We start from the raw sequence: 25,979 nt of genomic DNA, 5'->3' as shown, positions 1-25,979 counted from the left end.
GCCGCCCAAAGGTTGGCAACCTGCTCCCGGCAACGGATAATGCCCAGTTTTTCCACCTGCGCATCCAGGCGCTCACCGCGCTTGCGGTCGAAAAGAGATCCCCATGAAAGACACCATTCGCCAGCTGATCCAGCAAGCCCTCACCCAACTCGTCACCGACGGTGTGCTGCCTGAAGGGCTGTCGCCGGCGATCCAGGTGGAAAACGCCCGGGACAAGACCCACGGCGACTTCGCCAGCAACATCGCAATGATGCTGGCCAAGCCGGCCGGCATGAAGCCGCGCGACCTCGCCGAAAAACTGATCAACGCCCTGCCGGCCAGCGCCGACATCAGCAAGGTCGAGATTGCAGGCCCTGGCTTCCTCAACTTCTTCCAGAACACCGACGCCCTGGCCAGCCGCCTGGATGCCGCCCTGGCCGACGCCCACCTGGGTGCGCGCAAAGCCGGTCCGGCGCAAAAGGTGGTGATCGACATGTCGGCACCCAACCTGGCCAAGGAAATGCACGTCGGCCACCTGCGCTCGACCATCATCGGTGACAGCGTTGCACGTGTGCTGGAGTTCCTGGGCGACAACGTCATCCGCCAGAACCACGTCGGCGACTGGGGTACCCAGTTCGGCATGCTGATGGCCTACTTGCAGGAAAACCCGATCACCAGCGACGAGCTGTCGGACCTGGAAAACTTCTACCGTGCGGCGAAGAAACGCTTCGATGAATCGGAAGAGTTCGCCACTCGCGCCCGCGGCCTGGTGGTCAAGCTGCAAGCTGGTGACCCCGAGTGCCTGGCCCTGTGGACTCGCTTCAAGGACATCTCGCTGTCGCACTGCCAGAAGACCTACGAGCTGCTCAACGTCAAGCTGACCATGGCCGACGTGATGGGCGAAAGCGCCTACAACGACGACTTGGCCAACGTGGTGGCCGATCTCAAGGCCAAGGGCCTGCTGGTCGAAGACCAAGGCGCCCAATGCGTGTTCCTCGACGAGTTCAAGAACAGCGAAGGCGACCCCCTGCCGGTGATCGTGCAGAAGGCCGACGGCGGCTACCTGTACGCGACCACCGACCTGGCTGCCGTGCGTTACCGCAGCAACGTGTTGAAAGCTGACCGCGCACTGTACTTCGTCGACCAGCGCCAGGCCCTGCACTTCAACCAGGTGTTCGAAGTAGCCCGCCGCGCAGGCTTCGTCAGCCACCCGATGCAAATGGAGCACATGGGCTTCGGCACCATGAACGGCGCCGACGGCCGCCCGTTCAAGACCCGTGACGGCGGCACCGTGAAGCTGATCGACCTGCTCACCGAGGCCAAGGAGCGCGCCTACGCGCTGGTCAAGGAAAAGAACCCGAGCCTGGCCGACGACGAACTGCGCCACATCGGCGAGGTGGTGGGCATTGGCGCGGTGAAATACGCCGACCTGTCCAAGCACCGCACCAGCGACTACAGCTTCAACTTCGAGCTGATGCTCAACTTCGAAGGCAACACCGCGCCTTACCTGCTGTACGCTTACACCCGCGTAGCCGGCGTGTTCCGCAAGCTGGGCAAAGGGTTTGACGAAGTCGACGGCAAAATCGTGCTGCAGGCTGCCCACGAGCAAGATTTGGCCGCGCGCCTGGCGCAGTTTGGCGAAATCCTCAACAACGTCGCCGAAAAAGGCACGCCGCACGTGCTGTGCAGCTACCTGTACGACTTGGCCGGCCTGTTCTCCAGCTTCTACGAGAACTGCCCGATCCTTGCTGCCGAAACCCCTTCGCAGCAGCAGAGCCGGCTGCGCCTGGCCGCCCTGACCGGCCGCACCCTCAAACAAGGTCTGGAACTGCTCGGCCTGGAAACCCTGGAGCGCATGTAAGTTGGCTGCCAAGAAAAAACCTGCCCCGAAACGCGGCGCCAGCCGCCAGACGGCACCAGCCAAACAGCCGATCCCCGGCTGGGTATGGCTGGCGGTCGGCCTGACCGTAGGCGCGTTCATCGTATTCCTGATGAAGCTCGAACCCGGTGGCGACGACATCAAACGCACCAAACCCGAGCAGCAGAAGCCGGCGAAAACGGCCGAAGCCGGCAAGCCAGCGCAAGCTACTGCGCAACAGCCGGTGAAGCCGAAGTACGACTTCTACACCCTGCTGCCGGAGTCTGAGGTGATCGTGCCGCCGGAAGCCGTACCGGAGAAAACGCCACCAGTGCCGGCCCAGCCGGTAGCTCCGGTAACACCAGCAGAAGCGGCGAAAATCGACACGGCGAGGGCCCAGGCAGCGCTGCTCGGCCAAACCCCGCCGCCGCCACCACCCGTGATCAAGCCGGCTGCGACCACACAGTACTTCCTACAGGCAGGCTCGTTCCGCAAGCAGGCCGATGCCGACAAGGTACGGGCACAGATCATCCTGCTGGGCCAGTCGGTGAAGGTGGAGTCGGGTACGGTCAAGGAGGAAACCTGGTACCGCGTGCTGGTCGGGCCGTTCAGCAACCGCGAGCAATTGACCGGGGCACAGAAGCAGCTGGCTGGAGCCGGTTTCAGCAACCTGTTGCTGCAACAGCGGCAGACCCGCCAGTAACAAAGAAGGCCTTGCCGCAGCGGTGCGACAAGGCCTTTTTTATATAGGCAGCATTACCCGTGAGTGGGCTGTAAAACAGCCCCGGCACCGTCAGCCCCGCCCCGCATTCCTCTCGGACACCTGGGTGTTCAACGTCCAGAAGTCATACAGCACCCCCACCAGGAACAACCCACCGGTAAAGAAGTAGATGATCGCGGTGATCCACTTGCCCTGATACAGCCGGTGCAGGCCAAACACCCCGAGGAAGGTCAGCAGAATCCAGGCGATGTTGTAGTCGATACGCCCGGACTGAAACCTCAGGTCGGCTTCACGGTCCATGGACGGGATCAGGAACAGGTCGATCAACCAACCAATGCCCAGCAAGCCCAAGGTGAAGAACCAGATGGTCCCGGTAATCGGCTTGCCGTAATAGAAGCGATGGGACCCGGTGAAGCCGAAAATCCACAGCAGGTAGCCAATGGTTTTGCTGTGGGTGTCGTGAAAGGGCACCCCCTGTTGATAACTGTTCATTCATAGCCCCTGTGGGTTATCCGAAAATTTTCTAAGAAAAAATGTGACTTTCTCGCCGCAAGCCGACATACGGCACCTGGACAATCGACCAACGGATCAATGATTGATCAAAAAGCTGTTATAAAGTTGCGCGCCCAACACATAACTATTCATAAGAGCTTCATCTATGCCGCCTTTGATCAAGACATGGCTGACCCTCTGCCTATTATTGCCCCTGGCCGCCCACGCCACCAATCGTGAGCAACGTCTTCCCAATGGTTTCACCGGCTACACGACCAACGCGTCGGTGAAACACGCACCCGCCAAACAGACCGCGCTGCGCGCCCGCCCAAGCAACGCCGTCAGCAGCCGCGGTGCCAATGTCGCCGCCATGTCGCCCAAGCAAAGCAGCGACGTACTCAGCCGTGCGGTCAATGTGCTCGGTACCCCTTATGTTTGGGGCGGCAGCAGCCCGAAAAAAGGCTTTGACTGCAGCGGGCTGGTCAAATACGCCTTCAACGACGTCGCTGACGTCAACCTGCCGCGCACCTCCAATGCCATGGCCCAGGGCCACGGGGTGAAGGTAGCCAAGGCTGATCTGAAGCCTGGAGACCTGATCTTCTTCAACATAAAGAGCCGTCGGGTCAATCACGTAGCCATCTACCTGGGTAACGACCGCTTCATCCACGCTCCACGCCGTGGCAAGCGGGTGAGTATCGACACCTTGAGCAAGCCTTACTGGCAGAAGCACTACGTGGTGGCCAAGCGGGTACTGCCGAAAGAGCAGCAGCTGAGTCTGGCCAAGCGTTAATCTGATCGGCGCTATCCGGTACCGGCCCCTTCGCGGGCACGCCCGCTCCCACAGGTACCGCGTCGCTCTCGCGGGCAGCGCCATACCTGTGGGAGCGGGCGCGCCCGCGAAAGGGCCTTTGCAGGTACTACTAGCTTTTGATCAACCCTCGCTCCCTCAGCCTCCGCATCGCCCCCTCCATCGTCCGCATCCCCTCCGCTGCCCCACCCTGCATCACCGAAGACAACTGCGCCAACCGCCCCTCCCGAACCAGGTTACGCACCGCCGGCGTCGCCACCAGCACTTCCCGCGCAGCCACCCGCCCACCTTCCACACGCCTGACCAGCACCTGCGCGACCACCAGGCGCAGCGACTCGGACAGCATCGCCCGCACCAACGGCTTTTCCTCGGCAGCAAAAACCTCCACCAACCTGTCGATGCTGCTGGTCGCCGAACGCGCATGCACGGTTGCCAGCACCAGGTGCCCGGTTTCGGCCGCGCGCAGGGCCAGACGAATGGTTTCCAGGTCGCGCAACTCGCCGATCATGATCACGTCCGGGTCCTGGCGCAGCGCACTGCGTAGCCCCTGAGCAAAGCCGCGACAATGGCGCCCCATCTCACGCTGGTTGACCAGGCTGCGCTGGCTGCCATGGATGACCTCAACAGGGTCTTCCAGGGTAATGATGTGCAGTGCCCGCTCGCGGTTCAGCTGGTCGAGCAGCGTTGCCAGGGTGCAGGTCTTGCCACTGCCGGTCGGCCCGCCGACGAGGATCAAGCCATCACTGCATTGCGCAACAGCTTGAAACACATCCGCAAGGTCCAGCTCGCTCACGGTGGCAATGCGCCCCGGAATCAGCCGAAAGGTCACCGCCGGGCCATTCAACTGGCGAAACAGGTTCAGCCGAAAGCGCCCAAGCGCCGGCAACTCCAGCGCAAGGTCCAGTTCATCGCCTTGGGCCCACTGCTGGCACTGGTGGTCATCCAGCACGCTCGCCATGCCCTCGATCAAGGCACCCGCGCTCAAGGGCGGCAAGCCCATACGCTGCAACTCGCCATCCAGGCGCAGCATTGGAATCTGGCCCGTCGCCAGGTGCAGGTCCGAAGCCCCCGCATCCACAGCTCGGGCCAACAGGTCGGTCACATCCATGAGACTCCCCAAAGGCCTTCAAGCAGGTAGAATGCCGCAGACCCTACAGCTGCCGGCATTGATCCATGTCCACCCTAGCAGACAACCTTTCCGCGATTTCCGCCCGTATCGCCAGTGCTGCCCAGGCAGTCGGGCGTGATCCGGCCAGCGTCCAGTTGCTGGCCGTGAGCAAGACCAAGCCCGCCAGCGCTATCCGCGAAATCCATGCCGCCGGTGCGCGCGACTTCGGGGAAAATTACCTACAGGAAGCACTGACAAAGCAGCAGGCGCTCAGCGACTTGCCCTTGATCTGGCACTTCATCGGCCCCATTCAGTCGAACAAGACCAAAGCGATCGCCGAGCACTTCGACTGGGTACATTCCGTGGACCGCCTGAAAATTGCCCAACGCCTGTCGGAACAGCGCCCTGCCGGGCTGGGGCCGCTGAACATCTGCCTGCAGGTAAACGTCAGCGGCGAAGACAGTAAATCCGGCTGCGCCCCGGCCGACCTGCCCGCGCTGGCCGCAGCCGTAGCCGCACTGCCCAACCTGCGCCTGCGCGGGCTGATGGCAATTCCCGAACCCACCGAAGACCGCGCCACCCAGGAAGCCGCCTTCGCCAGCCTGCGCAAGTTGCAGGAAGGCCTGGGGCTTGGCCTGGACACCCTGTCCATGGGTATGAGCCACGACCTGGAAGCGGCCATCGCCCAGGGTGCGACGTGGGTACGGATTGGCACGGCCCTGTTCGGTGCCCGCGACTACGGCAACACCTGATTCCATGCTTCACTCACTCTTTTCCACAAGGACCTGACATGAGCAAGACACGTATTGCCTTTATCGGCGCCGGCAACATGGCCGCCAGCCTGATCGGTGGTCTGCGTGCCCAGGGCCTGGACGCCTCGCAGATCCGCGCCAGCGACCCCGGCGCCGACACCCGCAGTCGCATCCAGGCCGAGCACGGCATTGAAGCCTTCGAGGACAACGCCCAGGCCATTGATGGCGCCGACGTCATCGTGCTGGCGGTCAAGCCACAAGTCATGAAAACCGTCTGTCAGGCGTTGCAACCCAACCTGCAGGATGGCCAGCTGATCGTTTCCATCGCCGCCGGTATCACATGCGCCAGCCTGCAAAGCTGGGTGGGCGCTCGCCCGGTAGTGCGCTGCATGCCCAACACCCCGGCATTGCTGCGCCAAGGCGTGAGCGGCCTGTACGCCACCGCTGAAGTGTCCGGCGAACAGCGTCAGCAGGCCGAACAACTGCTGTCGGCCGTGGGCACCGCCCTGTGGCTGGAACAGGAACAGCAACTGGACGCCGTGACTGCTGTGTCTGGCAGTGGCCCGGCGTACTTCTTCCTGCTGATCGAGGCCATGACCGCGGCCGGCGAAAAACTCGGCCTGCCACGCGAAACCGCCTCCCAACTGACCTTGCAGACGGCCCTGGGCGCCGCGGGCATGGCGGTTGCAAGCGATGTCGATGCCGCCGAACTGCGCCGCCGCGTCACCTCGCCCGCCGGCACCACGGAAGCGGCGATCAAGTCGTTCCAGGCCAGCGGCTTCGAAGCCATCGTCGAGCAGGCGCTGCAGGCTGCAGCCACGCGCTCCGCCGAGCTGGCCGAACAACTGGGCAAATAAGGAGCTTTAGATGAATGCACTGTCAGGCGCCGCGATTTTCGTGGTGCAAACCCTGGTAAGCCTTTACCTGGTAATCGTCCTGCTGCGCTTCGTACTGCAGTTGGTCAAGGCCAACTTCTACAACCCGCTGTGCCAGTTCGCAGTTCGTGCCACCCAACCGCTGCTCAAGCCGATCCGCCGGATCATCCCTAGCGTTGGCGGGCTGGATACCTCGTCGCTACTGCTGGCGGTGGTCATCCAGGCCCTGCTTATGGGCTTCGTGCTGATGGTCACCTACGGGACCTTCGGCGACGTCCTGCACCTGCTGATGTGGGCAATCATCGGCATCACCTCGCTGTTCCTGAAGATTTTCTGGGTGGCGATGATCGTCATGGTGATCGTTTCCTGGGTTGCACCCAACAGCCACAACCCGGCGGCCGAACTGGCCTACCAGATCAGCGAGCCAGTGCTGGCGCCATTCCGCCGTCTGGTACCAAATCTGGGCGGCATGGACATTTCGCCGATCTTCGCCTTCCTGGCGATCCAGGTAATCCAGTCGTTTGTCATGCCCCCGCTGGCCGCCTACGCCGGCATGCCTCAAGAGCTGTGGCGAATGATCTGAGGCTCGCCAGCCCAGCTTGCCCCCAGTCGCAAGCCTTTGCTTGCCGCTGGGGGTAGCGCTCTTTAGACTTACGCCTCCGTCAAGCGTGAGCAGGGTCGATGTCAACTGTCTTTCCCGAAGATTCCGTCGGTCTGGTAGTACCGCAAACCGCCCGGTTCGATGAACCGCTGGCACTGGCCTGTGGCCGTTCACTGGCCAGTTACGAACTGGTCTACGAGACCTATGGCACCCTGAACGCCAGCGCGAGCAATGCCGTGCTGATCTGCCATGCCCTGTCCGGCCACCACCATGCCGCTGGCTACCATGCCGCCACCGACCGCAAGCCGGGCTGGTGGGACAGTTGCATCGGCCCCGGCAAGCCGATCGATACCAACCGCTTCTTCGTAGTCAGCCTGAACAACCTCGGTGGCTGCAACGGCAGCACTGGCCCCAGCAGCGTCAACCCTGCCACCGGCAAACCGTATGGCGCCGATTTCCCTGTACTGACCGTAGAGGACTGGGTACACAGCCAGGTGCGCCTGGGCGAGCGCTTGGGCATCCAGCAGTGGGCCGCTGTCGTGGGCGGCAGCCTTGGCGGCATGCAGGCACTGCAATGGACCATCAGCTACCCCGAGCGTGTGCGCCATTGCGTCGACATTGCCTCGGCACCCAAGCTGTCAGCGCAGAACATCGCCTTCAACGAGGTGGCGCGCCAAGCCATTCTCACCGACCCTGAGTTCCATGGCGGTTCGTTCCAGGACCAGGGCGTGATCCCCAAGCGCGGCCTGATGCTGGCACGCATGGTCGGGCACATTACCTACCTGTCCGACGACTCGATGGGTGAAAAATTCGGCCGTGAGCTGAAAAGCGACAAGCTCAACTACGATTTCCACAGCGTCGAGTTTCAGGTCGAAAGCTACCTGCGCTATCAGGGCGAAGAGTTTTCCGGCCGTTTCGACGCCAACACCTACCTGCTGATGACCAAGGCGCTGGACTATTTCGACCCGGCCGCCAAGCAGGGGGGTGACCTGGCAGCCACCCTGGCCCACGTCACAGCGGACTACTGCATCATGTCGTTCACCACCGACTGGCGCTTCTCTCCGGCCCGTTCGCGCGAGATCGTCAACGCGCTGATGGCTGCGCGCAAGAACGTCTGTTATCTGGAGATCGATTCGCCCTACGGGCACGATGCCTTCCTGATCCCCACACCTCGCTACATGCAGGGTTTCTCGAACTACATGAACCGCATTGCCATCTGAGGACAGCATGAGAGCCGATCTGGAAATCATCCACGACTGGATCCCCGCCGGCAGCCGGGTACTCGACCTGGGCTGCGGTAGCGGCGAACTGCTGGCCTCGCTGCGTGACCGCAAACAGGTCACCGGCTATGGCCTGGAAATCGACGCCGACAATATCGCCGCCTGCGTGGCCAAGGGCGTCAACGTCATCGAACAAGACCTGGACAAAGGCCTGGGCAACTTCGCCAGCAACAGTTTCGACGTCGTGATCATGACCCAAGCCCTGCAGGCCGTGGAGTACCCCGACCGCATCCTCGACGAAATGCTGCGCGTGGGCCGTCAGTGCATCATCACCTTCCCCAACTTCGGCCACTGGCGCTGCCGCTGGTACCTGGCGACCAATGGCCGCATGCCGGTATCGGACTTCATGCCGTATACCTGGTACAACACGCCGAACATCCACTTCTGCACCTTCGCCGACTTCGAAGAACTTGTGCACGAACGCCGAGCCAAGGTACTCGACCGCCTGGCGGTCGACCACTTGCACCGCAATGGGTGGGGTGGCCGGCTATGGCCTAATCTTCTAGGTGAGATCGGCATCTACCGCGTCAGCAGTCCGGGCCTGCAAGAGCAGCCGCTCGCGGTCTGACGCCCACCGGAGGAATCGCCCCATGCGCCGCCTAGCCCTGTTCCTGATCAGCCTGTGCCTGGCCCTGCCAGTACTGGCTGCCGATGCCGCACGCCCCGAGCGCAAGGAGGTATTTGGCGACGTGACGGTGCACTACAGCGCATTCACGTCGAGCATGCTCACGCCCGAGGTGGCAGCGGCCACCGGCCTGGTTCGCAGCAAGAACCAGGGCGTGCTCAACATTACCGTACTCAAGGCCAGCAAACCGGCCACAGCGGTGGTCAGCGGCACGATCAAGGACCTGACCGGGCGCAGCAGCCCGCTGTCGTTCAAGCAGATTACCGAACAGGGTGCGGTGTACTACATCGCCCAGTTCAAGATCGACCAGCCAGAAACCGTCACCTTCGACTTGAACATCGAAACCGGCGGCATCAGCAACTCTCTCCGCTTCAACCAGGAAGTGTTCCCAGGCGAATGATGAATTTCCAGCAACTCGTATTGGCCAGCCACAACGCCGGCAAACTCAAGGAACTCCAGGCCATGCTCGGCCAATCCGTGCAACTGCGCTCGATTGGTGAGTTCAGCCAGGTCGAGCCGGAAGAAACCGGCCTGTCGTTCGTCGAGAACGCCATCCTCAAGGCGCGCAACGCCGCCCGCATTTCCGGCCTGCCGGCCCTGGCCGATGACTCCGGTCTGGCGGTGGATTTCCTCGGCGGCGCGCCGGGCATCTACTCGGCACGTTATGCCGATGGCCAGGGTGACGCGGCAAACAACGCCAAGCTGCTCGAAGCCTTGAAAGACGTGCCTGAAGGTGAGCGCAGTGCACAGTTCGTCTGCGTTCTGGCACTGGTGCGTCACGCCGACGACCCGTTGCCGATCCTGTGCGAAGGCCTGTGGCAAGGGCGCATCCTGTTCGAGGCCAGCGGTGAGCAGGGCTTTGGCTACGACCCGCTGTTCTGGGTACCGGAGCGCAACTGCTCCAGCGCCGATCTGGCCCCCGCAGACAAGAACCAGCTCAGCCACCGCGCCCGTGCCATGGTCCTGCTGCGCCAACGTCTGGGCCTGGCATGATCGAAATGCTGTCGCCCTCCGGCGCGGCGGGCTTTACCAGCCTGCCGCCGCTGGCGCTGTACATCCACATTCCGTGGTGCGTACGCAAATGCCCTTATTGCGACTTCAACTCCCACGCTGCCGGGCCTGAGCTACCGGAAGATGCCTATGTCACAGCCTTGCTCGACGACCTCGACCAGGAACTGTCTGCCGTACAAGGCCGCCCGCTCAGCTCGATCTTCTTCGGTGGCGGTACGCCAAGCCTGTTCAGTGCCAACGCCCTCGGCCGCCTGCTGCGCGGCGTAGAGCAACGTATTGCGTTCGCGCCAGACATCGAGATTACCCTGGAAGCCAACCCGGGCACCTTCGAGCAGGACAAGTTCAAGGCCTACCGGCAGACCGGCATCAACCGCCTGTCGATCGGTGTGCAGAGCTTCCAGCCAGCCAAGCTGGAAGCACTTGGACGCATCCACAATGGCGACGAAGCGGTTCGGGCCGCTGGCATGGCGCGCGCGGCCGGTTTCGACAATTTCAACATGGACCTGATGCACGGCCTGCCCGACCAGTCGCAGGACGACGCACTGGCTGACCTGCGCCAGGCCATCGACCTGGGCCCGACACACCTGTCGTGGTATCAGCTGACCGTGGAACCGAACACGGTGTTCTGGAACCAGCCGCCAGAGCTACCCGAAGACGATATCCTCTGGGATATTCAGGAAGCCGGCCAAGCGCTGATGGCCGCGCACGGCTACCGCCAGTACGAGGTATCAGCCTACGCCCAGGCAGACCGCGCCGCCCGGCACAACCTCAACTACTGGCGCTTCGGCGACTTCATCGGCATTGGCGCTGGCGCTCACGGCAAGCTCACCTTTGCCGACGGGCGCATCCTGCGTACCTGGAAGACCCGCCTGCCCAAGGATTACCTGAACCTGGCCAAGCCGTTCAAGGCCGGCGAGAAGCTGCTGCCAGTCGATGAACTGCCGTTCGAGTTCCTGATGAACGCCCTGCGCCTGACCGATGGCGTGGAAGCCGACTTGTTTACCCAACGCACCGGCTTGCCACTGGCACAGCTGCATGAGGCACGCCGTGCCGCCGAACAAAAGGGCCTTTTGCAGGTCGAACCGGATCGACTGGTAGCCACGCCGAGGGGCCAGTTGTTCCTCAATGACCTGCTGCAGTATTTCTTGACCTAAGGATGACCCATGGATCTGGTACTTGATCTGCTCGCGACGGTTTCCCGCTGGAGCCGCAGCAACCTGTCGGAGATTTCACTGGCCTTGGTAGGCTGCTTGCTGGTGCTGTTCGGCACCGATGTCAAAGCCTGGGCAGAGCAACGCCTGGGGGGCTTAGCCGGCGCCCTGCGCGTGCCGTTCATGGCGCTGATGGTGATGATCGGTAGCGGTGCTGCGCTGATCTATGCCACGCCGTGGGTGGTGAAGGGGCTGAGCCAGTTCAACAACTATGCGCTGGCGCCGGTATTGCTGGTGGTGCTGGTGTTGATTGGCGTGGTGGCGGATCGCCGCGGCTGAGCCAATGGCCCCTGGGTCAACTGTCTTGCTCAACATTTGAAAGACCTGCGCGGCCGCCTGTAGGAGCGGGTTTACCCGCGAAGAGGCCGGCCCTGCTGGCCAATTTCCACCCGCCATTCACTGTTGCTGCCGCCACCGTATTCGCGGGTAAACCCGCTCCTACACAGATGGGTGGTGGACACACATCGGTGGTTGGACACAGCCCACTGTAGGAGCGGGTTTACCCGCGAATGGGCCGGCCCTGCTGGCCAATTTCCCCGCCGTTCACCGTTGCCGCCGCCACCGTATTCGCGGGTAAACCCGCTCCTACACAGATTGGTGGTGGACACATCTCGGGGTTGGACACAGACCGCTGTAGGAGCGGGTTTACCCGCGAATGGGCCGGCCCTGCTGGCCAATCTCCACCCGCCGCTCACCGTCGCAGCCGCCCGCGAACACCGGCAAAGCCGGTGCCATCCACCGCGTTGGTTTCTTCGCGGGCATGCCCTGAGGTGTTGTGTATTACCGAAAAAAACCGCCCTTCTCAAGGCGGTTATTTTCGCCTGCATTCCTGCAGGCATCAGCACATCGAAAGGCCGTATCAGCCGCTCAATCCACCTTCTCGAACTTCAAGTCCCACACCCCGTGTCCCAGCCGCTCACCGCGGCGTTCGAACTTGGTGATCGGGCGCTCTTCGGGGCGCGGCACATAGGTGCCGTCTGCCGCACGGTTGCGATAGCCCGGGGCAGCGCTCATCACTTCCAGCATGTACTCGGCATACGGCTCCCAGTCGGTGGCCATGTGGAACACGCCACCGGGCTTGAGCTTGCGACGTACCAGCTCGGCGAACTCCAGCTGGACGATGCGGCGCTTGTGGTGACGCGCCTTGTGCCAAGGGTCTGGGAAGAACAGCATCAACCGATCGAGGCTGTTATCCGCCACACAGCGGTTCAGCACCTCGATGGCATCGCAGTCATACACCCGCAGGTTTTTCAGCCCCTGGGTCAGCACGCCATTGAGCAGCGCGCCAACACCCGGGCGGTGCACTTCCACACCGATGAAGTCCTGCTCAGGTGCGGCAGCGGCCATTTCCAGCAGGGAATGGCCCATGCCGAAGCCAATCTCCAAGGTGCGCGGGGCCGAACGGCCGAACACCTGGTCGTAGTCCACCGGGCTGTCAGCCAGTGGCAGGATGTACAGCGGGCCGCCTTGGTCCAGGCCGCGCTGCTGGCCTTCGGTCATGCGCCCGGCACGCATCACGAAGCTCTTGATGCGGCGGTGTGGGCGGGCTTCGCCGTCGGGGGTGATCGGCGTATCGTGCGATTCAGTCATCAGTTGCTCTTACTTGATCAGACCATCCAGCGGCGAAGAGGCGCTGGCATAGAGTTTCTTCGGCATACGACCGGCCAGGTAGGCCATGCGACCCGCGACAATGGCGTGTTTCATGGCCTCGGCCATCAGCACCGGCTGCTGGGCATGGGCGATGGCCGAGTTCATCAGCACTGCCTCACAGCCCATTTCCATGGCGATGGTGGCGTCGGATGCGGTACCCACACCGGCATCGACCAGCACCGGCACCTTGGATTCTTCCAGGATGATCTGCAGGTTGTAGGGGTTGCAAATACCCAGGCCGGTGCCAATCAGGCCAGCCAGCGGCATGACCGCGATGCAGCCGACTTCGGCCAGCTGACGGGCGATGATCGGGTCGTCGCTGGTGTAGACCATTACATCGAAACCTTCCTTGACCAGCACTTCGGCAGCCTTGAGGGTTTCGATCACGTTAGGGAACAGGGTTTTCTGGTCGGCCAGCACTTCCAGCTTCACCAGCGTGCGGGACTCGTGCGATTTGCGCCCATCGAGCAGTTCGCGGGCCAGACGGCAAGTGCGTACCGCTTCCACCGCGTCAAAGCAGCCTGCAGTGTTCGGCAGGATGGTGTACTTGTCGGGCGACAGTACATCGAGCAGGTTCGGCTCGCCCGCGTTCTGGCCAAGGTTGGTGCGGCGTACAGCGACAGTGACGATTTCGGCACCCGAGGCCTCGGTGGCCAGGCGGGTTTCTTCCATGTCACGGTACTTGCCGGTACCGACCAGCAGGCGCGACTGGAAAGTACGCCCGGCCAGGGTGAAGGGCTTGTCGCTACGAACGTTGCTCATCGTTGTTCCTCGGGAAAAGGTTGCAGGGCTTGCTTGTGAACCGCCGGGCTGCTGTCAGCCGCCACCGATGGCGTGGACCACTTCGACCTGGTCGCCGTCATTCAGCAGCGTGCTGTCGTGCTGGCTGCGCGGCACGATATCCAGATTCAGTTCCACTGCAACACGGCGCCCGGTCAGTTCCAGGCGCGCCAGCAGGGCTGCAACGCTTTCGCCGGCAGGCAGTTCGTAAGGTTCACCGTTCAATTTAATGCGCATGCGCACGGCCACCATTGTTCTTTGGGGCCAGCATTCTAGCGCCGAACCGCCCTGCAACCCAAGGGCGGTGCGCGCCATTAGTCGTGATTGTGGACCACTCGGTCAGCCCAGCCGCCAGGCTGCCAGGCCCAGGCACAACCAGCCGCCGAGGAAGCACAAGCCACCAATCGGGGTGATGATGCCAAGCTTGCCGATGCCGCTGAGGGTCAGCAGGTACAGGCTGCCGGAGAACAGCACGATGCCCAACGCAAACAGGCCGCCAGCCCACCCCACCAGGCGCCCGGGCAGGTGCGCCGAGAGCACCGCAACGCCGAAGATCGCCAAGGCATGGACCAGTTGGTAAGTCACGCCGGTATGGAAGATTGCCAGGTAGTCAGCCGTCAGCCGGTTTTTCAGGCCATGAGCGGCGAAGGCGCCCAGGGCGACGCCGGTAAAGCCAAAAAAGGCGGCAAGCATCAGGAAGCTGCGAAGCATGGGACGACTCCTTGTATCGGGTCTGTATAATGGCCCCTTCCACCCTTAGGGCCAAGCCATCGACATGCTGTCAACGCTTATCCGTCGCCTCTCCCGTGCCCTGCTCTGGTTCGTTGCCGGCAGCATCGTACTGGTGCTGGTGTTCCGCTGGGTCCCACCGCCCGGCACGGCGCTGATGGTCGAGCGCAAGGTACAGTCTTGGGTGAGTGGTGAACCGATCGACCTTCAGCGCGACTGGGAGCCATGGGAGAACATCTCCGATCAGCTCAAGGTTGCAGTCATTGCTGGCGAGGACCAGAAGTTCGCCAGCCACTGGGGCTTCGACATCCCGGCCATTCAGGCGGCGCTGGCCCACAACGAGCGCGGCGGCAACATTCGCGGCGCCAGCACCCTGACCCAACAAGTGGCCAAGAACCTGTTTCTGTGGTCAGGCCGCAGCTGGTTTCGCAAGGGGCTGGAGGCTTGGTTCACCGCGCTGATTGAGCTGTTCTGGTCGAAGGAACGGATTCTCGAGGTCTATTTGAACAGCGCCGAGTGGGGCAAGGGCGTGTTTGGTGCCCAGGCGGCGGCGCGTTATCACTTTGGTGTCGACGCCAGCCGGCTCAGCCGTCAGCAGGCAGCGCAGCTGGCTGCGGTGCTGCCTAGCCCGATCAAGTGGAGTGCCAGCCGGCCGAGTGCGTATGTGGCCAGCCGGGCCAGCTGGATTCGCCGGCAGATGAGCCAGTTGGGCGGGCCCAGCTACTTGATGCAGCTGGACTCATCCAGAAAGCTTTGAATGCAGGCCCGGCCCTTTCGCGGGTAAACCCGCTCCTACGGGCAACTGCGCGCCCGCGCGCCTACGGGCAACCGCATCCCCTGTAGGAGCGGGTTTACCCGCGAAGAGGCCGGCAAAGCCAGCACAAATAAAAAAGCCGCTCACCCCATCAGGGCCAGCGGCTTCTCTCTACAACCAAGACTCGATCAGGCAGCGATCAGGGCCTTGACCTTGTTCATCGCATTCTTCTCCAGCTGGCGAATACGCTCAGCCGATACGCTGTACTTGTCTGCCAGTTCATGCAGCGTGGCCTTCTCTTCCGCCAGCCAACGCTGGTAGAGAATATCGCGGCTACGCTCGTCCAGACCTTGCAGCGCTTCGTGCAGGTTGCTGGTGGAATTGTCACTCCAGTCGGCATCCTCCAGCTGCACTGCCGGATCGTAACGGTGGTCTTCCAGGTAATGCGCAGGCGACTGGAAGGCGCTGTCATCGTCAGCTTCCGCTGCCGGGTCAAAGGCCATGTCCTGGCCACTGAGGCGGCTTTCCATCTCGCGCACTTCGCGCGGCTCGACGCCAAGGCTTTCCGCCACGCGATGCACTTCGTCGTTGTTCAGCCATGCCAGGCGCTTCTTCTGGCTACGCAGGTTGAAGAACAGCTTGCGCTGAGCCTTGGTGGTAGCCACCTTCACGATGCGCCAGTTGCGCAGAATGAACTCGTGGATCTCTGCCTTGATCCAGTGCACGGCGAACGACACCAGACGCACGCCCATTTCCGGGTTGAAGCGCTTGACGGCTTTCATCAGGCCGACGTTGCCTTCCTGGATCAGGTCAGCCTGAGCCAACCCATAGCCGGCATAGCTACGGGCGATATGTACGACAAAACGCAGGTGGGCCATCACCATCTGACGAGCGGCCTCGACATCCTGCTCATAATAGAGACGCTCGCCCAGATCACGCTCCTGCTCGACCGTCAGCAGCGGGATGCTGTTGACCGTGTGCACATAGGCTTCCAGGTTTGCACCGGGTACCAAGGCATAGGCAGGTTGCAACGATGTGGTCATTCAAGAACCTCCGACTTACAAAACTCGCACCTTGTGGGCGCTGCCAACATTGACCTGGAACGACGGTACAAGTTCCGCAGTGAAGAAAATGTCAATGCTGACACGTAAAAACTATCGCGGCGCCAGCTCGTTCAAGTGGCGGGCGACTGCAATCCATGCACCGATATACCCCAACAACACTGCTCCGATCAAGAGCGACAGACCATCGGAAGCCGGAACGCCGCCCAGGGCGAAGTCACTGCCATACAGCCCGGAAAGCCCTACTACCGCCTCGTTCAGCCAGTTCAGGCCAAACGCCAGGATGCCCCACGCCAGCAGGCCTGCGCCCAGGCCATACAGGGCGCCCATGTACAGGAAAGGCCGGCGCACGTAGGCGTCGGTGCCGCCGACCAGCTTGATCACTTCGATCTCGATACGACGGTTTTCAATGTGTAGACGAATTGTGTTACCGATTACTAACAGCAGGGCAGAAATCAGCATCACGGCCAGGCCGAAGACGAAGCGGTCACCCAACTTGAGGATGGCTGCCAGGCGCTCGACCCAGACCAGGTCCAGTTGCGCCACGTCCACCCGCGGCAACTCCGACAGGCGCTGACGCAAGGCTTCCAGGGCCGGCTTGTCAACCTCGGTCGGGGTTACCACCACCGTCCCCGGCAGTGGGTTGTCTGGCAGTTCGCGCAGGGCCTCGCCCAGCCCGGACTGCTGCTGAAACTCCTCCAGCGCCTGCTCGCGGCTGACATACTGGGCGTCCGCCACCCCAGGCATGCCCTTGATCTCGTCGCGCAGCGCTTCGCCATCGCGGCTGCCGGCATCAAGCTTGAGGTACAGCGAAATCTGCGCAGCGCGCTGCCACGAACCGCCAAGCTGCTCGACGTTCTTCAGCAACAAGGACAGGCCCATCGGCATGCTCAGCGCCACTGCCATCACCAGGCAGGTGAAGAAACTGCCGATCGGTTGCTTGCCCAGGCGGCGCAGGCTGTCGGCCAAGCTGGCACGGTGGCTTTCCAGCCAGGCATGCAGCAGGGTGCGGAAGTCCGGGCCATCATCGTCTTCCCCGCTTTTTTTCTTCGCAGGTTGCGGATCGGCCGGTTTCGGTGCGACCCGCTCGGAAACCTTCGGCGTACGTGTAGTGTTCATTGCCCGGCCTCCCCATCGCCGATCAAGCGGCCGCGTTGCAAGGTCAGCATGCGGTGGCGCATGCGCGCGATCAGTGCCAGGTCGTGGCTGGCGATCAATACCGTCGTGCCCAGGCGGTTGATGTCCTCGAACACGCCCATGATCTCTGCAGCCAGGCGCGGGTCGAGGTTACCGGTGGGCTCGTCGGCCAGCAGCAGAGCCGGCTGGTGAACGATGGCTCGGGCGATACCGACCCGCTGCTGCTGCCCGGTGGACAGGTCGGCCGGGAACAGCTCGCCTTTGTCGGACAGCGACACACGTTCCAGGGCCGAGTCCACGCGCTTGGCGATCTCGACCTTGGACAGGCCGAGAATCTGCAGCGGCAAGGCAATGTTGTTGAACACGGTGCGGTCGAACAACAGCTGGTGGTTCTGGAACACCACGCCGATTTGCCGGCGCAGGAACGGGATTTGCGCATTGCTGATCTGGCCCAGGTCCTGCCCTGCCAGCATCAGCTTGCCGCTGGTCGGGCGCTCCATGGCCAGCAACAGGCGCAGCAGGGTGCTCTTGCCAGCGCCCGAGTGGCCGGTGACGAACAGGAATTCGCCCCGGCGCGCCCGGAAACTCAGCTCATGCAAACCCACATGACCATTGGGATAGCGCTTGGCAACCTGCTCGAATCGGATCATGGTCAATCTCGCTCGGCGAACAGAGCCTTGACGAACGGCTCGGCTTCGAAGGTACGCAGGTCGTCGATGCCTTCACCGACACCGATGAAACGGATCGGGATGTTGAACTGCTTGGCCAGGGCGAAGATCACCCCGCCCTTGGCAGTGCCGTCCAGCTTGGTCAGGGCCAGGCCGGTCAGCTCGACGCTCTGGTTGAAGTACTTGGCCTGACTGATGGCGTTCTGGCCGGTGCCGGCGTCAAGCACCAGCAGCACCTCGTGCGGCGCCTCAACGTCGAGCTTGCCGATGACCCGGCGGACCTTCTTCAGCTCTTCCATCAGGTTGTCTTTGGTGTGCAGGCGGCCGGCAGTGTCGGCGATCAGCACATCAACGCCACGGGCCTTGGCGGCCTGCACGGCATCGAAGATTACCGAAGCAGAGTCGGCACCTGTGTGCTGGGCGATCACCGGAATCTGGTTGCGCTCGCCCCACACCTGCAACTGCTCGACCGCCGCTGCACGGAAGGTATCACCGGCAGCCAGCATTACCTTCTTGCCTTCCAGTTGCAGCTTCTTCGCCAGCTTGCCGATGGTGGTGGTCTTGCCGGCGCCGTTCACGCCAACCACAAGGATCACATAGGGTTTGTTCTGGGCTTGTACGTTCAGCGGCTGCTCGACCGGGCGCAGCAGCGCAGCCAGTTCTTCCTGCAACGATTTGTACAGGGCATCGGCATCGGCCAACTGCTTGCGCGCGACCTTCTGGGTCAGGTTCTGGACAATGGCCGAGGTAGCCTCCACACCCACGTCGGCTGTCAGCAGGCGCGTTTCGATTTCGTCGAGCAGGTCGTCGTCGATGACCTTCTTGCCGAGGAACAGGCTGGCCATGCCCTCGCCGATGCTGGCACTGGTCTTGGACAGGCCTTGCTTGAGGCGCGCGAAGAAGCCGGGCTTGGCCTGTTCGGCGGGAGCCGCAACAGGGGCCGCGGGAACTGGTACCGCGCGTTCCGGGATTGCGGGCGGCGCTTTCGGCTCCAGGTCCGGCACCAGGGCGACGGGCTCTTCGGCAACCGGCAGCACCAGGTTGCTGACCGGCGCTGCGGCCTCGACAGGGGCAGACTCGACAGGGGCCGCCTGCAAGGGCATGGACGCGACCGGCTGCGGTGCAGGCGCCACCAGCGGCCGGGACGCGACCGGCTCGGGCTCAGGGGCCTGCAACGGCTGGGACGCAACCGGTTCAGGGACGGGGGCCTCGACTACCGGGGGCCGGGCGGGTGCGGCGACCGGCTGCGGCTCAGCCAGCTGTGGAGCCGCAGGGGCCTGAACGGGTTCGGGGGCCTGTGGCACTTCGGCGGTTGAGCCCTCGACCGGCGCGGCTGCAGACTGCTCGGCAGCGGGGGGTTCATTCGCGGGCACGCCCGCTCCCACAGGTGGCTGCGGCTTCTTGCGAAACCAGCTGAACAGGCCTTTCTTCTCACCAGCCTCGGCCGGCGCTTTTTTGTCGTCGTTGGAACCAAACATGGAAGACGGCTATCTCAGGGTAGCGATGGGCCAGCGAGGGCCAATCAGGAATTCTCTCTACGCAGAACAGACTATCTTGAAGCCGGCTGGTTCATGCGCAACGTTTTGTCTTAGTGTCCTGTGGGCCAGAACGGCGACAGGCATGGTCGCCAGGCAACCGGATCAGTATCCTAGCACCTCCTGGCCCGCCGACGCTAAACCCAGCGGGCCGCCGAACAGGTTAAACACCGTATGAATGCTCTAGCCCGCCGCGCCGCTGGCCTGTTGCTCGGCACGCTCTGCCTGCCGCTCGCGGCATTTGCCGCCGATGTGCAACCCACCCACGAATTCATCCTCGACAATGGCCTGAAGGTTGTGGTCCGCGAAGACCATCGCGCCCCGGTGGTGGTCTCGCAGATCTGGTACAAGGTCGGCTCGAGCTACGAGACCCCGGGCCAGACCGGGTTGTCCCATGCACTGGAACACATGATGTTCAAGGGCAGCGCCAAGGTCGGCCCCGGCGAGGCTTCGCGCATTCTGCGTGACCTCGGCGCCGATGAAAACGCCTTCACCAGCGACGACTACACCGCCTATTACCAAGTGCTGGCCCGCGACCGCCTGCCGGTAGCCCTGGAACTGGAGGCCGACCGCCTTGCCAGCCTGCGCCTGCCTGCCGACGAGTTCAGCCGCGAAATCGAGGTCATCAAGGAAGAACGCCGCCTGCGCACCGACGACCAGCCCAATGCCAAGGCATTCGAGCTGTTCCGCGCCATGGCCTACCCGGCCAGCGGCTACCACACGCCGACCATTGGCTGGATGGCAGACCTGGAGCGCATGAAGGTCGAGGAGCTTCGCCATTGGTACGAGTCCTGGTACGCCCCCAACAACGCCACCCTGGTGGTGGTCGGTGATGTCACCGCCGACGAGGTCAAGGGCCTGGCGCAGAAGTATTTCGGCAATATTCCCAAACGCGCCGTACCCCCAGCCAAGCTGCCCTTGGAGCTGGCCGAACCAGGTTGGCGCCAGTTGACCCTGCACGTACGAACCCAGCTGCCAAGCCTGATCTACGGTTTCAACGTGCCCGGCCTGCCCACCGCCAAGGACCCACGTACGGTGCATGCACTGCGCCTGATCTCGGCACTGCTCGACGGCGGCTACAGCGCCCGCATGCCGGCACGCCTGGAGCGTGGCCAGGAACTGGTGGCCGGCGCTTCGTCCAGCTACAACGCTTTCACCCGCGGCGACAGCCTATTCCTGATCTCGGCGACGCCGAATGTGCAGAAGCAGAAAACCCTCGCCGACGTCGAGAAAGGCATCTGGCAGCTGCTTGACGAACTCAAGAGCACGCCACCCAGCGCAGAAGAGCTGGAGCGCGTACGCGCCCAGGTCATCGCCGGCCTCGTCTACGACCGCGACTCCATCAGCAGCCAGGCCACCACCATCGGCCAGCTGGAAACCGTCGGCCTGTCCTGGAAGCTGATCGACAGCGAGCTGGACGAGCTCAAACGCGTCACCCCGCAGGACATCCAGAACGCCGCGCGCACCTACTTCACCCGCGAACGCCTGAGCGTTGCCCATGTACTGCCTGAGGAGTCCGCTCATGAGTGATCGCCGCGCCCCACGCCCAACCCTGCTGGCCACGGGCATTCGTGCCCTGGCGCTGGCGGCTGTGCTGGCCGCTCCGGCCATGGCCGATAACGCTGCCAAGGCCGACAGCAGCGCAGCCCGCCCGGCCAACACCTTGCAATCGCTGGCCGAACTGAACGGCAAGGCACCCAGCCGGCGTCAGTTGAACATCCAGCACTGGAACACCGCCGAAGGTGCCCGGGTGCTGTTCGTCGAGGCCCGCGAACTGCCCATGTTCGACCTGCGTGTCACCTTCGCCGCCGGCAGCAGCCAGGATGGCGGCACGCCAGGCCTGGCCGCTCTGACCAACGCCATGCTCAACGAGGGCGTGGCCGGCAAGGACGTCACCGCCATCGCCGAGGGCTTCGAAGGCCTGGGTGCAGACTTTGGCAACGGCTCCTACCGCGATATGGCCGTGGCATCACTGCGCAGCCTCAGTGCCAAGGACAAGCGCGAACCAGCCCTCAAGCTGTTTACAGAGGTGGCGGGCAAGCCGACATTCCCCGAAGATGCCCTCAAGCGCATCAAGAACCAGATGCTGGCAGGCTTCGAATATGAGAAGCAGAACCCGGGCAAGATCGCCGGCAAGGCCCTTTTCGGCAACCTTTATGGCGACCACCCCTACGCCCACCCAAGCGACGGCACCGCAGAGAGCATCGCGGGCATAAGCCTGGCACAACTGCGCGCGTTCCACGCAAAGGCCTATACCGGCGGCAATGCGGTAATCGCCCTGGTCGGCGACCTCAGCCGTGCAGAAGCCGAAGCCATCGCCGCCCAGGTATCTGCCGGCCTGCCCAGGGGCCCGGCGCTGGCCGCACCGGCCCAACCCAAAGACGCCAAGGCTGGCTTGACCCACATCGACTTCCCGTCCAAACAGACCCACCTGATGCTGGCCGAACTGGGGATCGACCGCCAGGATCCGGACTGGCCAGCCCTGTCGCTGGGCAACCAGATCCTTGGCGGTGGTGCCTTCGGTACCCGGCTGATGAGCGAGGTGCGGGAGAAGCGCGGGCTGACCTACGGCGTTTACTCGGCATTCAGCCCGATGCAGGTGCGCGGCCCATTCATGATCAACCTGCAAACCCGTGCCGAGCTCAGCGAGGGCACGCTCAAGCTGGTGCAAGACATTCTCGCCGACTACCTGAAGACGGGCCCGACCCAACAGGAGCTGGACGATGCCAAGCGTGAGCTGGCCGGCAGCTTCCCGCTGTCCAATGCCAGTAATGCCAGCATCGTCGGCCAACTGGGCGCGATCGGCTTCTACAACTTGCCGCTGACCTGGCTGGAGGACTTCATGCAACAGTCCCAGGCCCTCACCGTCGAACAGGTCAAGGCAGCCATGAACAAACACCTGTCAGCCGATAAACTGGTGATCGTCACCGTTGGCCCGAAAGTGCCACAAAAACCGCTGCCAGCACCCACTGACAAGCCCTCCGAGCAACCGCTCGGGGTACCGGAGCACTAATGCCAAGATCCACCCCTCCCGCCCGCCCGCAAGCGGGCAAAAGCAAGGGCCAGGGCCACCTGCGCATCATCGCCGGCGAGTGGCGCAGCCGCCGCCTGGCGGTGCCGGAAGGCGAAGGCCTGCGGCCAACGCCTGATCGCGTGCGGGAAACCGTATTCAACTGGCTAGCCCCCTACATCGAGGGTGCCCGCGTGCTGGACGCCTTTACCGGCAGTGGCGCTCTGGTGCTCGAAGCCCTGTCCCGTGGGGCCGAGGACGCCGTGGCGCTGGATAGCAACCCTGCGGCCATCGCCAACCTGAAGAACAACCTCGAAATCCTGCGCTGTCCCCGCGGGCAAATTCTGCAGACCGACGCCCTGCGCTACCTGCAAGGCCCGGCCAAGCAGCAGTTCGATGTCGTGTTCCTCGACCCGCCGTTCCACCAGGACCTGCTGGCCAACACCTGCAACTTGCTGGAGCAGAATCAGTGGCTGGGCGAGCAGGCATGGGTCTACACCGAAAGCGAAGCGGCACCCTCGACCTTGCAGTTGCCGGGCAACTGGCGCCTGCACCGCGAGAAGAAGACCGGCCAGGTGCACTACGCACTCTGGCAGCGGGGCTGATTACCCGCCGCGTCATGGTTGAAACTGAACCTTCAACTTCCACCAATAGCGCAGGTACTGGGGCGTTGTTTCGTGGCAAGCTAGAAAGGCACATCATGAGTCGCCTAGCATGCCCAGCCACAACGCCACATTCCGTCCGGCCATCGGCCTGTCCAACCCCCACCTGCAGACCCTGTGGGGGCCACTCTGGCGCAAGCTACCTGAGCTGCAGCGTGACCGTGAGCGGCTGTGGCTGGCCGACGGTGACTTCATCGACCTGGACTGGCACGGCCCGCACCAACCCCATGCACCACTGGTCCTGGTGCTGCATGGGCTGACCGGCTCGTCTCACTCGCCTTACGTGAAAGGCTTGCAGCAAGCGCTGCAAGGCCGCGGCTGGGCCAGCGTGGCAGTGAACTGGCGTGGTTGTTCAGGCGAACCCAACCTGTTGCCGCGCAGCTACCACTCCGGCGCCAGCGAAGACCTGGCGGAAATTGTCAGCCATCTTCGCGCCCAGCGCCCGCTGGCACCGCTGTACGCAGTGGGTTATTCGCTGGGTGGCAATGTACTGTTGAAGTACCTGGGTGAGAGCGGCGTCGCCAGCCAACTGGAGGCAGCAGTTGCAGTATCGGTACCCTTTCGCCTGGACCACTGTGCCGACCGCATCGGCCAGGGATTCTCCAAGGTGTATCAGGCGCATTTCATGCGCGAGATGCTGGCGTATGTTCAGCTCAAGCAGCGGCACTTCCACGCCCGGGGCCAGCATGAGCAGCTGGCGACACTGGAACGCCTGGGCCAACTCACCAACTTGCGCACATTCTGGGACTTCGACGGAAAAGTCACTGCACCGCTCAATGGCTTTCGCGATGCACATGACTACTATCGCCGCTCATCCAGCCACTTCTTCCTTGGCCAGAACCGCACGCCAACGCTGATCATCCATTCCAGCGATGACCCGTTCGTGTCCAGTCACAGCCTGCCGACGGCCCGTGAACTGTCACCACAGACCCGCTTCGAACTGCATGGCCGCGGTGGGCATGTGGGCTTTGTCGATGGCAGCCTGCGAAATCCGGGGTACTACCTGGAGCGACGGATTCCGCAGTGGCTGGTGGACGGTAGCTAGCCTCAAGCTGATAGAGGCTGCGCGCGCCTACAGGGATTCAACCCGACCTGCTTACTCGCCGGTGGCCACAGCATGCTGCGGGTTGTTGATCCATTCACTCCACGACCCGGCATACAACTTGCCCAGCGGGTACCCCGCCAGCGCCATGGCAAACAGGTTATGGCAAGCGGTTACCCCAGAGCCGCAGTAAGACACCAACTGCTCCGGCGCCCGTCCACCCAGTTTTTCGGCAAAACGCTGCTTTAGCTGATCCGCCGGCAGAAAACACCCGTCAGCCCCCAGGTTGTCGGTAAACGCCGCACACTGGGCACCGGGAATATGCCCCGCCACCGGGTCGATCGGCTCTACTTCACCACGAAAACGTGGCAAGGCACGCGCATCGATCAAAGTCAGGTCTGTGCTACCAAGGCGCTTGCCCAGATGGTCGGCATCAATCAGCAGCTTCGCGTCCGGCTCACCACTGAAAGTGCCCTCACGTTTGGGCGGCGGGTCCAGGCTCAACGGCAGGTGCGCCGCGTGCCAGGCCTTCAGGCCACCGTCGAGAATCGCCACACCGCTGCGCTTGCCCAGCCAGACCAGCAGCCACCAGACCCGGGCGGCAAAGGCGCCGGGGCCATCGTCGTACAGCACCACTTCGCTATCGTTGTTCAGCCCCCACTCTCGCAGGCGCTCGACCAGCCGCTGCGGATCGGGCAATGGGTGGCGCCCGGTGCGCCCCTTGCTCACCGGCCCGCTGAGGTCGCGGTCCAGGTCGGCAAAATGCGCCCCGGCAATATGCCCCTGGGCGTAGCTGCGCTGGCCATAGTCCACATCCTCGAGGGCAAAACGGCAGTCGAGGATCACCAACCCGGGCGAGTCCAGTCGCTCGGCCAACTGCTGCGGGGTGATCAATTGCGCAAGGGGCATGACAATCTCCTGATCAATGGCACGAGGGCCCTGAGCTAGTGCTCCAGGGCCTGGTTGAACGGTACATGGAATTCTTCGCACAGCGCGTCCACGGCAGTGCGGGCATTGTCAGTGACGAAGCCGAGTTCCAGCACCAGCACCTGATAGACGCCGCGCTTGAAGGCTTCTTCACCCAGATGCGCGGAATGTTCACGCGTGGTGCTGAGAAAACGTACCCATGATGTCAGCACGATCCAGGCGTTGATGGTCAGCGATTCGATCTGCGCCGGCACCATGGCCAGAATGCCCGCCTCGACGAAGCCGCGGTAGATCGCCTGGCCCTGGCGCAGGCAGCGCTCGGAAAAACGCCGGTAACGGGCGGCCAGTTCGGCATCGCTGTCCAGCAGATGCTCCAGGTCACGGTGCAGGAAGCGGTAGTTCCACATCGCCGCCAGCAAGGCCTTGAGGTAGAAGCGCTTGTCTTCCACGGTTGCCGCGCGGCCCTGCGGCGGGCGCAGAAAGCTGTCCACCAGCTCTTCGTACTGGCTGAACAACAAGGCAATGATCGCTTGCTTGTTGGGGAAGTGGTAATACAGGTTGCCGGGCGAGATTTCCATGTGCGCGGCAATGTGGTTGGTACTGACGCTGCGTTCGCCCTGCTGGTTGAACAGCTCCAGGCTGTTCTGCACGATGCGCTCTCGGGTCTTCATGCGCGGGGCCATGCTCAGCTCCCAGTCTGCGG

General features: G+C 63.0%; 28 protein-coding genes and 1 pseudogene. 17 read left to right on the top strand and 12 right to left on the bottom strand.

Going from position 1 to position 25,979, the window contains the following annotated elements; genetic code table 11:
- The first annotated feature begins 103 nt into the window (after positions 1-103).
- Positions 104-1,840, top strand: a complete 1,737-nt coding sequence (argS, locus tag INQ47_RS06700) for an arginine--tRNA ligase (protein ID WP_021783671.1) — start codon at positions 104-106, stop codon at positions 1,838-1,840.
- A gap of 1 nt (position 1,841) precedes the next feature.
- A complete protein-coding gene (locus INQ47_RS06695) occupies positions 1,842-2,540 on the top strand; it encodes an SPOR domain-containing protein (RefSeq protein WP_404701371.1) in 699 nt (232 codons plus the stop codon).
- A gap of 90 nt (positions 2,541-2,630) precedes the next feature.
- On the opposite strand, the gene INQ47_RS06690 is transcribed toward INQ47_RS06695, so the two are convergent.
- Complete coding sequence (locus tag INQ47_RS06690) at positions 2,631-3,050, bottom strand: TM2 domain-containing protein (protein ID WP_028697535.1); 420 nt, start codon at positions 3,048-3,050, stop codon at positions 2,631-2,633.
- 166 nt (positions 3,051-3,216) lie between these two features.
- Between INQ47_RS06690 and INQ47_RS06685 the strand changes: the two genes are divergently transcribed.
- Entirely contained in the window at positions 3,217-3,840 is a 624-nt protein-coding gene (locus INQ47_RS06685) for a C40 family peptidase (protein ID WP_252460707.1), read from the top strand.
- Between the two features lie 130 nt (positions 3,841-3,970).
- Here the strand turns inward: INQ47_RS06685 and INQ47_RS06680 are convergent, their stop codons facing one another.
- Positions 3,971-4,966 (bottom strand): type IV pilus twitching motility protein PilT, encoded by a 996-nt coding sequence (locus tag INQ47_RS06680; protein ID WP_404701370.1) that lies wholly within the window; start codon positions 4,964-4,966, stop codon positions 3,971-3,973.
- Positions 4,967-5,031: 65 nt separating this feature from the next.
- Between INQ47_RS06680 and INQ47_RS06675 the strand changes: the two genes are divergently transcribed.
- The 9 genes from INQ47_RS06675 to INQ47_RS06635 all read left to right on the top strand — a co-directional run bounded on the left by INQ47_RS06675 (position 5,032) and on the right by INQ47_RS06635 (position 11,600).
- Entirely contained in the window at positions 5,032-5,718 is a 687-nt protein-coding gene (locus INQ47_RS06675; RefSeq protein WP_404701369.1) for a YggS family pyridoxal phosphate-dependent enzyme, read from the top strand.
- A 38-nt stretch (positions 5,719-5,756) separates the two neighbouring features.
- Positions 5,757-6,575 carry a pyrroline-5-carboxylate reductase gene (proC, locus tag INQ47_RS06670; protein ID WP_404701368.1) on the top strand — a complete coding sequence of 273 codons (819 nt, stop codon included), beginning with the start codon at positions 5,757-5,759 and terminating at the stop codon, positions 6,573-6,575.
- A 10-nt stretch (positions 6,576-6,585) separates the two neighbouring features.
- A complete protein-coding gene (locus tag INQ47_RS06665) occupies positions 6,586-7,176 on the top strand; it encodes a YggT family protein (protein WP_012053960.1) in 591 nt (196 codons plus the stop codon).
- Positions 7,177-7,274: 98 nt separating this feature from the next.
- Positions 7,275-8,414 carry a homoserine O-acetyltransferase gene (locus INQ47_RS06660; protein WP_252460712.1) on the top strand — a complete coding sequence of 380 codons (1,140 nt, stop codon included), beginning with the start codon at positions 7,275-7,277 and terminating at the stop codon, positions 8,412-8,414.
- 7 nt (positions 8,415-8,421) lie between these two features.
- Positions 8,422-9,042, top strand: a complete 621-nt coding sequence (gene metW / locus INQ47_RS06655; protein ID WP_404701367.1) for a methionine biosynthesis protein MetW — start codon at positions 8,422-8,424, stop codon at positions 9,040-9,042.
- Positions 9,043-9,064: 22 nt separating this feature from the next.
- A complete protein-coding gene (locus INQ47_RS06650) occupies positions 9,065-9,499 on the top strand; it encodes a DUF4426 domain-containing protein (RefSeq protein WP_021783663.1) in 435 nt (144 codons plus the stop codon).
- A complete protein-coding gene (rdgB, locus tag INQ47_RS06645; protein WP_021783662.1) occupies positions 9,496-10,092 on the top strand; it encodes an RdgB/HAM1 family non-canonical purine NTP pyrophosphatase in 597 nt (198 codons plus the stop codon). The genes INQ47_RS06650 and rdgB overlap by 4 nt, the downstream gene beginning before the upstream one ends.
- Complete coding sequence (hemW, locus tag INQ47_RS06640; protein ID WP_404701366.1) at positions 10,089-11,264, top strand: radical SAM family heme chaperone HemW; 1,176 nt, start codon at positions 10,089-10,091, stop codon at positions 11,262-11,264. The genes rdgB and hemW overlap by 4 nt, the downstream gene beginning before the upstream one ends.
- A 9-nt stretch (positions 11,265-11,273) precedes the next feature.
- Complete coding sequence (locus INQ47_RS06635; protein WP_003249095.1) at positions 11,274-11,600, top strand: DUF3392 domain-containing protein; 327 nt, start codon at positions 11,274-11,276, stop codon at positions 11,598-11,600.
- A gap of 588 nt (positions 11,601-12,188) precedes the next feature.
- Here INQ47_RS06635 and trmB read toward each other — a convergent pair.
- From trmB to INQ47_RS06615, 4 genes are all read right to left on the bottom strand, one after another.
- A complete protein-coding gene (gene trmB / locus INQ47_RS06630) occupies positions 12,189-12,911 on the bottom strand; it encodes a tRNA (guanosine(46)-N7)-methyltransferase TrmB (RefSeq protein WP_004575478.1) in 723 nt (240 codons plus the stop codon).
- Positions 12,912-12,920: 9 nt separating this feature from the next.
- Positions 12,921-13,733 (bottom strand): thiazole synthase, encoded by an 813-nt coding sequence (locus tag INQ47_RS06625; protein WP_003249091.1) that lies wholly within the window; start codon positions 13,731-13,733, stop codon positions 12,921-12,923.
- Positions 13,734-13,787: 54 nt separating this feature from the next.
- Positions 13,788-13,988: a sulfur carrier protein ThiS gene (thiS, locus tag INQ47_RS06620; RefSeq protein WP_003249090.1), complete on the bottom strand. Its 201-nt coding sequence runs from the start codon at positions 13,986-13,988 to the stop codon at positions 13,788-13,790.
- A 102-nt stretch (positions 13,989-14,090) separates the two neighbouring features.
- Positions 14,091-14,462, bottom strand: coding sequence for a DUF423 domain-containing protein (locus INQ47_RS06615; protein ID WP_021783659.1), 372 nt, complete (start codon positions 14,460-14,462; stop codon positions 14,091-14,093).
- Positions 14,463-14,491: 29 nt separating this feature from the next.
- Between INQ47_RS06615 and mtgA the strand changes: the two are divergent.
- Positions 14,492-15,237, top strand: a pseudogene (mtgA, locus tag INQ47_RS06610) (monofunctional biosynthetic peptidoglycan transglycosylase).
- A gap of 185 nt (positions 15,238-15,422) precedes the next feature.
- Here mtgA and rpoH read toward each other — a convergent pair.
- The 4 genes from rpoH to ftsY all read right to left on the bottom strand — a co-directional run bounded on the left by rpoH (position 15,423) and on the right by ftsY (position 19,578).
- Positions 15,423-16,277, bottom strand: a complete 855-nt coding sequence (gene rpoH, locus INQ47_RS06605) for an RNA polymerase sigma factor RpoH (protein ID WP_003249083.1) — start codon at positions 16,275-16,277, stop codon at positions 15,423-15,425.
- 111 nt (positions 16,278-16,388) lie between these two features.
- Positions 16,389-17,414 carry a permease-like cell division protein FtsX gene (ftsX, locus tag INQ47_RS06600; RefSeq protein ID WP_404701365.1) on the bottom strand — a complete coding sequence of 342 codons (1,026 nt, stop codon included), beginning with the start codon at positions 17,412-17,414 and terminating at the stop codon, positions 16,389-16,391.
- Entirely contained in the window at positions 17,411-18,082 is a 672-nt protein-coding gene (ftsE, locus tag INQ47_RS06595) for a cell division ATP-binding protein FtsE (RefSeq protein WP_003249079.1), read from the bottom strand. Before ftsE ends, ftsX begins: the two co-directional genes overlap by 4 nt.
- A 2-nt stretch (positions 18,083-18,084) precedes the next feature.
- A complete protein-coding gene (gene ftsY / locus INQ47_RS06590; RefSeq protein ID WP_404701364.1) occupies positions 18,085-19,578 on the bottom strand; it encodes a signal recognition particle-docking protein FtsY in 1,494 nt (497 codons plus the stop codon).
- Between the two features lie 231 nt (positions 19,579-19,809).
- Between ftsY and INQ47_RS06585 the strand changes: the two genes are divergently transcribed.
- The 4 genes from INQ47_RS06585 to INQ47_RS06570 all read left to right on the top strand — a co-directional run bounded on the left by INQ47_RS06585 (position 19,810) and on the right by INQ47_RS06570 (position 24,352).
- The gene (locus tag INQ47_RS06585; protein ID WP_021783655.1) at positions 19,810-21,165 is read left to right on the top strand and encodes a pitrilysin family protein; all 1,356 of its coding nucleotides are present in this window, start codon (positions 19,810-19,812) and stop codon (positions 21,163-21,165) included.
- The gene (locus tag INQ47_RS06580; protein ID WP_404701363.1) at positions 21,158-22,648 is read left to right on the top strand and encodes a M16 family metallopeptidase; all 1,491 of its coding nucleotides are present in this window, start codon (positions 21,158-21,160) and stop codon (positions 22,646-22,648) included. Before INQ47_RS06585 ends, INQ47_RS06580 begins: the two co-directional genes overlap by 8 nt.
- The gene (rsmD, locus tag INQ47_RS06575; RefSeq protein WP_404701362.1) at positions 22,648-23,250 is read left to right on the top strand and encodes a 16S rRNA (guanine(966)-N(2))-methyltransferase RsmD; all 603 of its coding nucleotides are present in this window, start codon (positions 22,648-22,650) and stop codon (positions 23,248-23,250) included. Before INQ47_RS06580 ends, rsmD begins: the two co-directional genes overlap by 1 nt.
- 109 nt (positions 23,251-23,359) lie before the next feature.
- Positions 23,360-24,352 carry a hydrolase gene (locus INQ47_RS06570; RefSeq protein ID WP_252460139.1) on the top strand — a complete coding sequence of 331 codons (993 nt, stop codon included), beginning with the start codon at positions 23,360-23,362 and terminating at the stop codon, positions 24,350-24,352.
- A 51-nt stretch (positions 24,353-24,403) separates the two neighbouring features.
- Here the strand turns inward: INQ47_RS06570 and INQ47_RS06565 are convergent, their stop codons facing one another.
- Together INQ47_RS06565 and INQ47_RS06560 are read right to left on the bottom strand one after the other, a co-directional pair.
- Positions 24,404-25,258: a sulfurtransferase gene (locus INQ47_RS06565; protein ID WP_404701361.1), complete on the bottom strand. Its 855-nt coding sequence runs from the start codon at positions 25,256-25,258 to the stop codon at positions 24,404-24,406.
- Between the two features lie 35 nt (positions 25,259-25,293).
- A complete protein-coding gene (locus INQ47_RS06560) occupies positions 25,294-25,959 on the bottom strand; it encodes a TetR/AcrR family transcriptional regulator (RefSeq protein ID WP_101196380.1) in 666 nt (221 codons plus the stop codon).
- Positions 25,960-25,979 lie beyond the last annotated feature (20 nt).

This window comes from Pseudomonas sp. 3HC3 (assembly GCF_044904505.1).
In the GTDB taxonomy this organism is placed as follows: Bacteria; Pseudomonadota; Gammaproteobacteria; order Pseudomonadales; family Pseudomonadaceae; genus Aquipseudomonas; species Aquipseudomonas putida_Y.
This window is presented reverse-complemented; position numbering and strand designations above follow the sequence as displayed.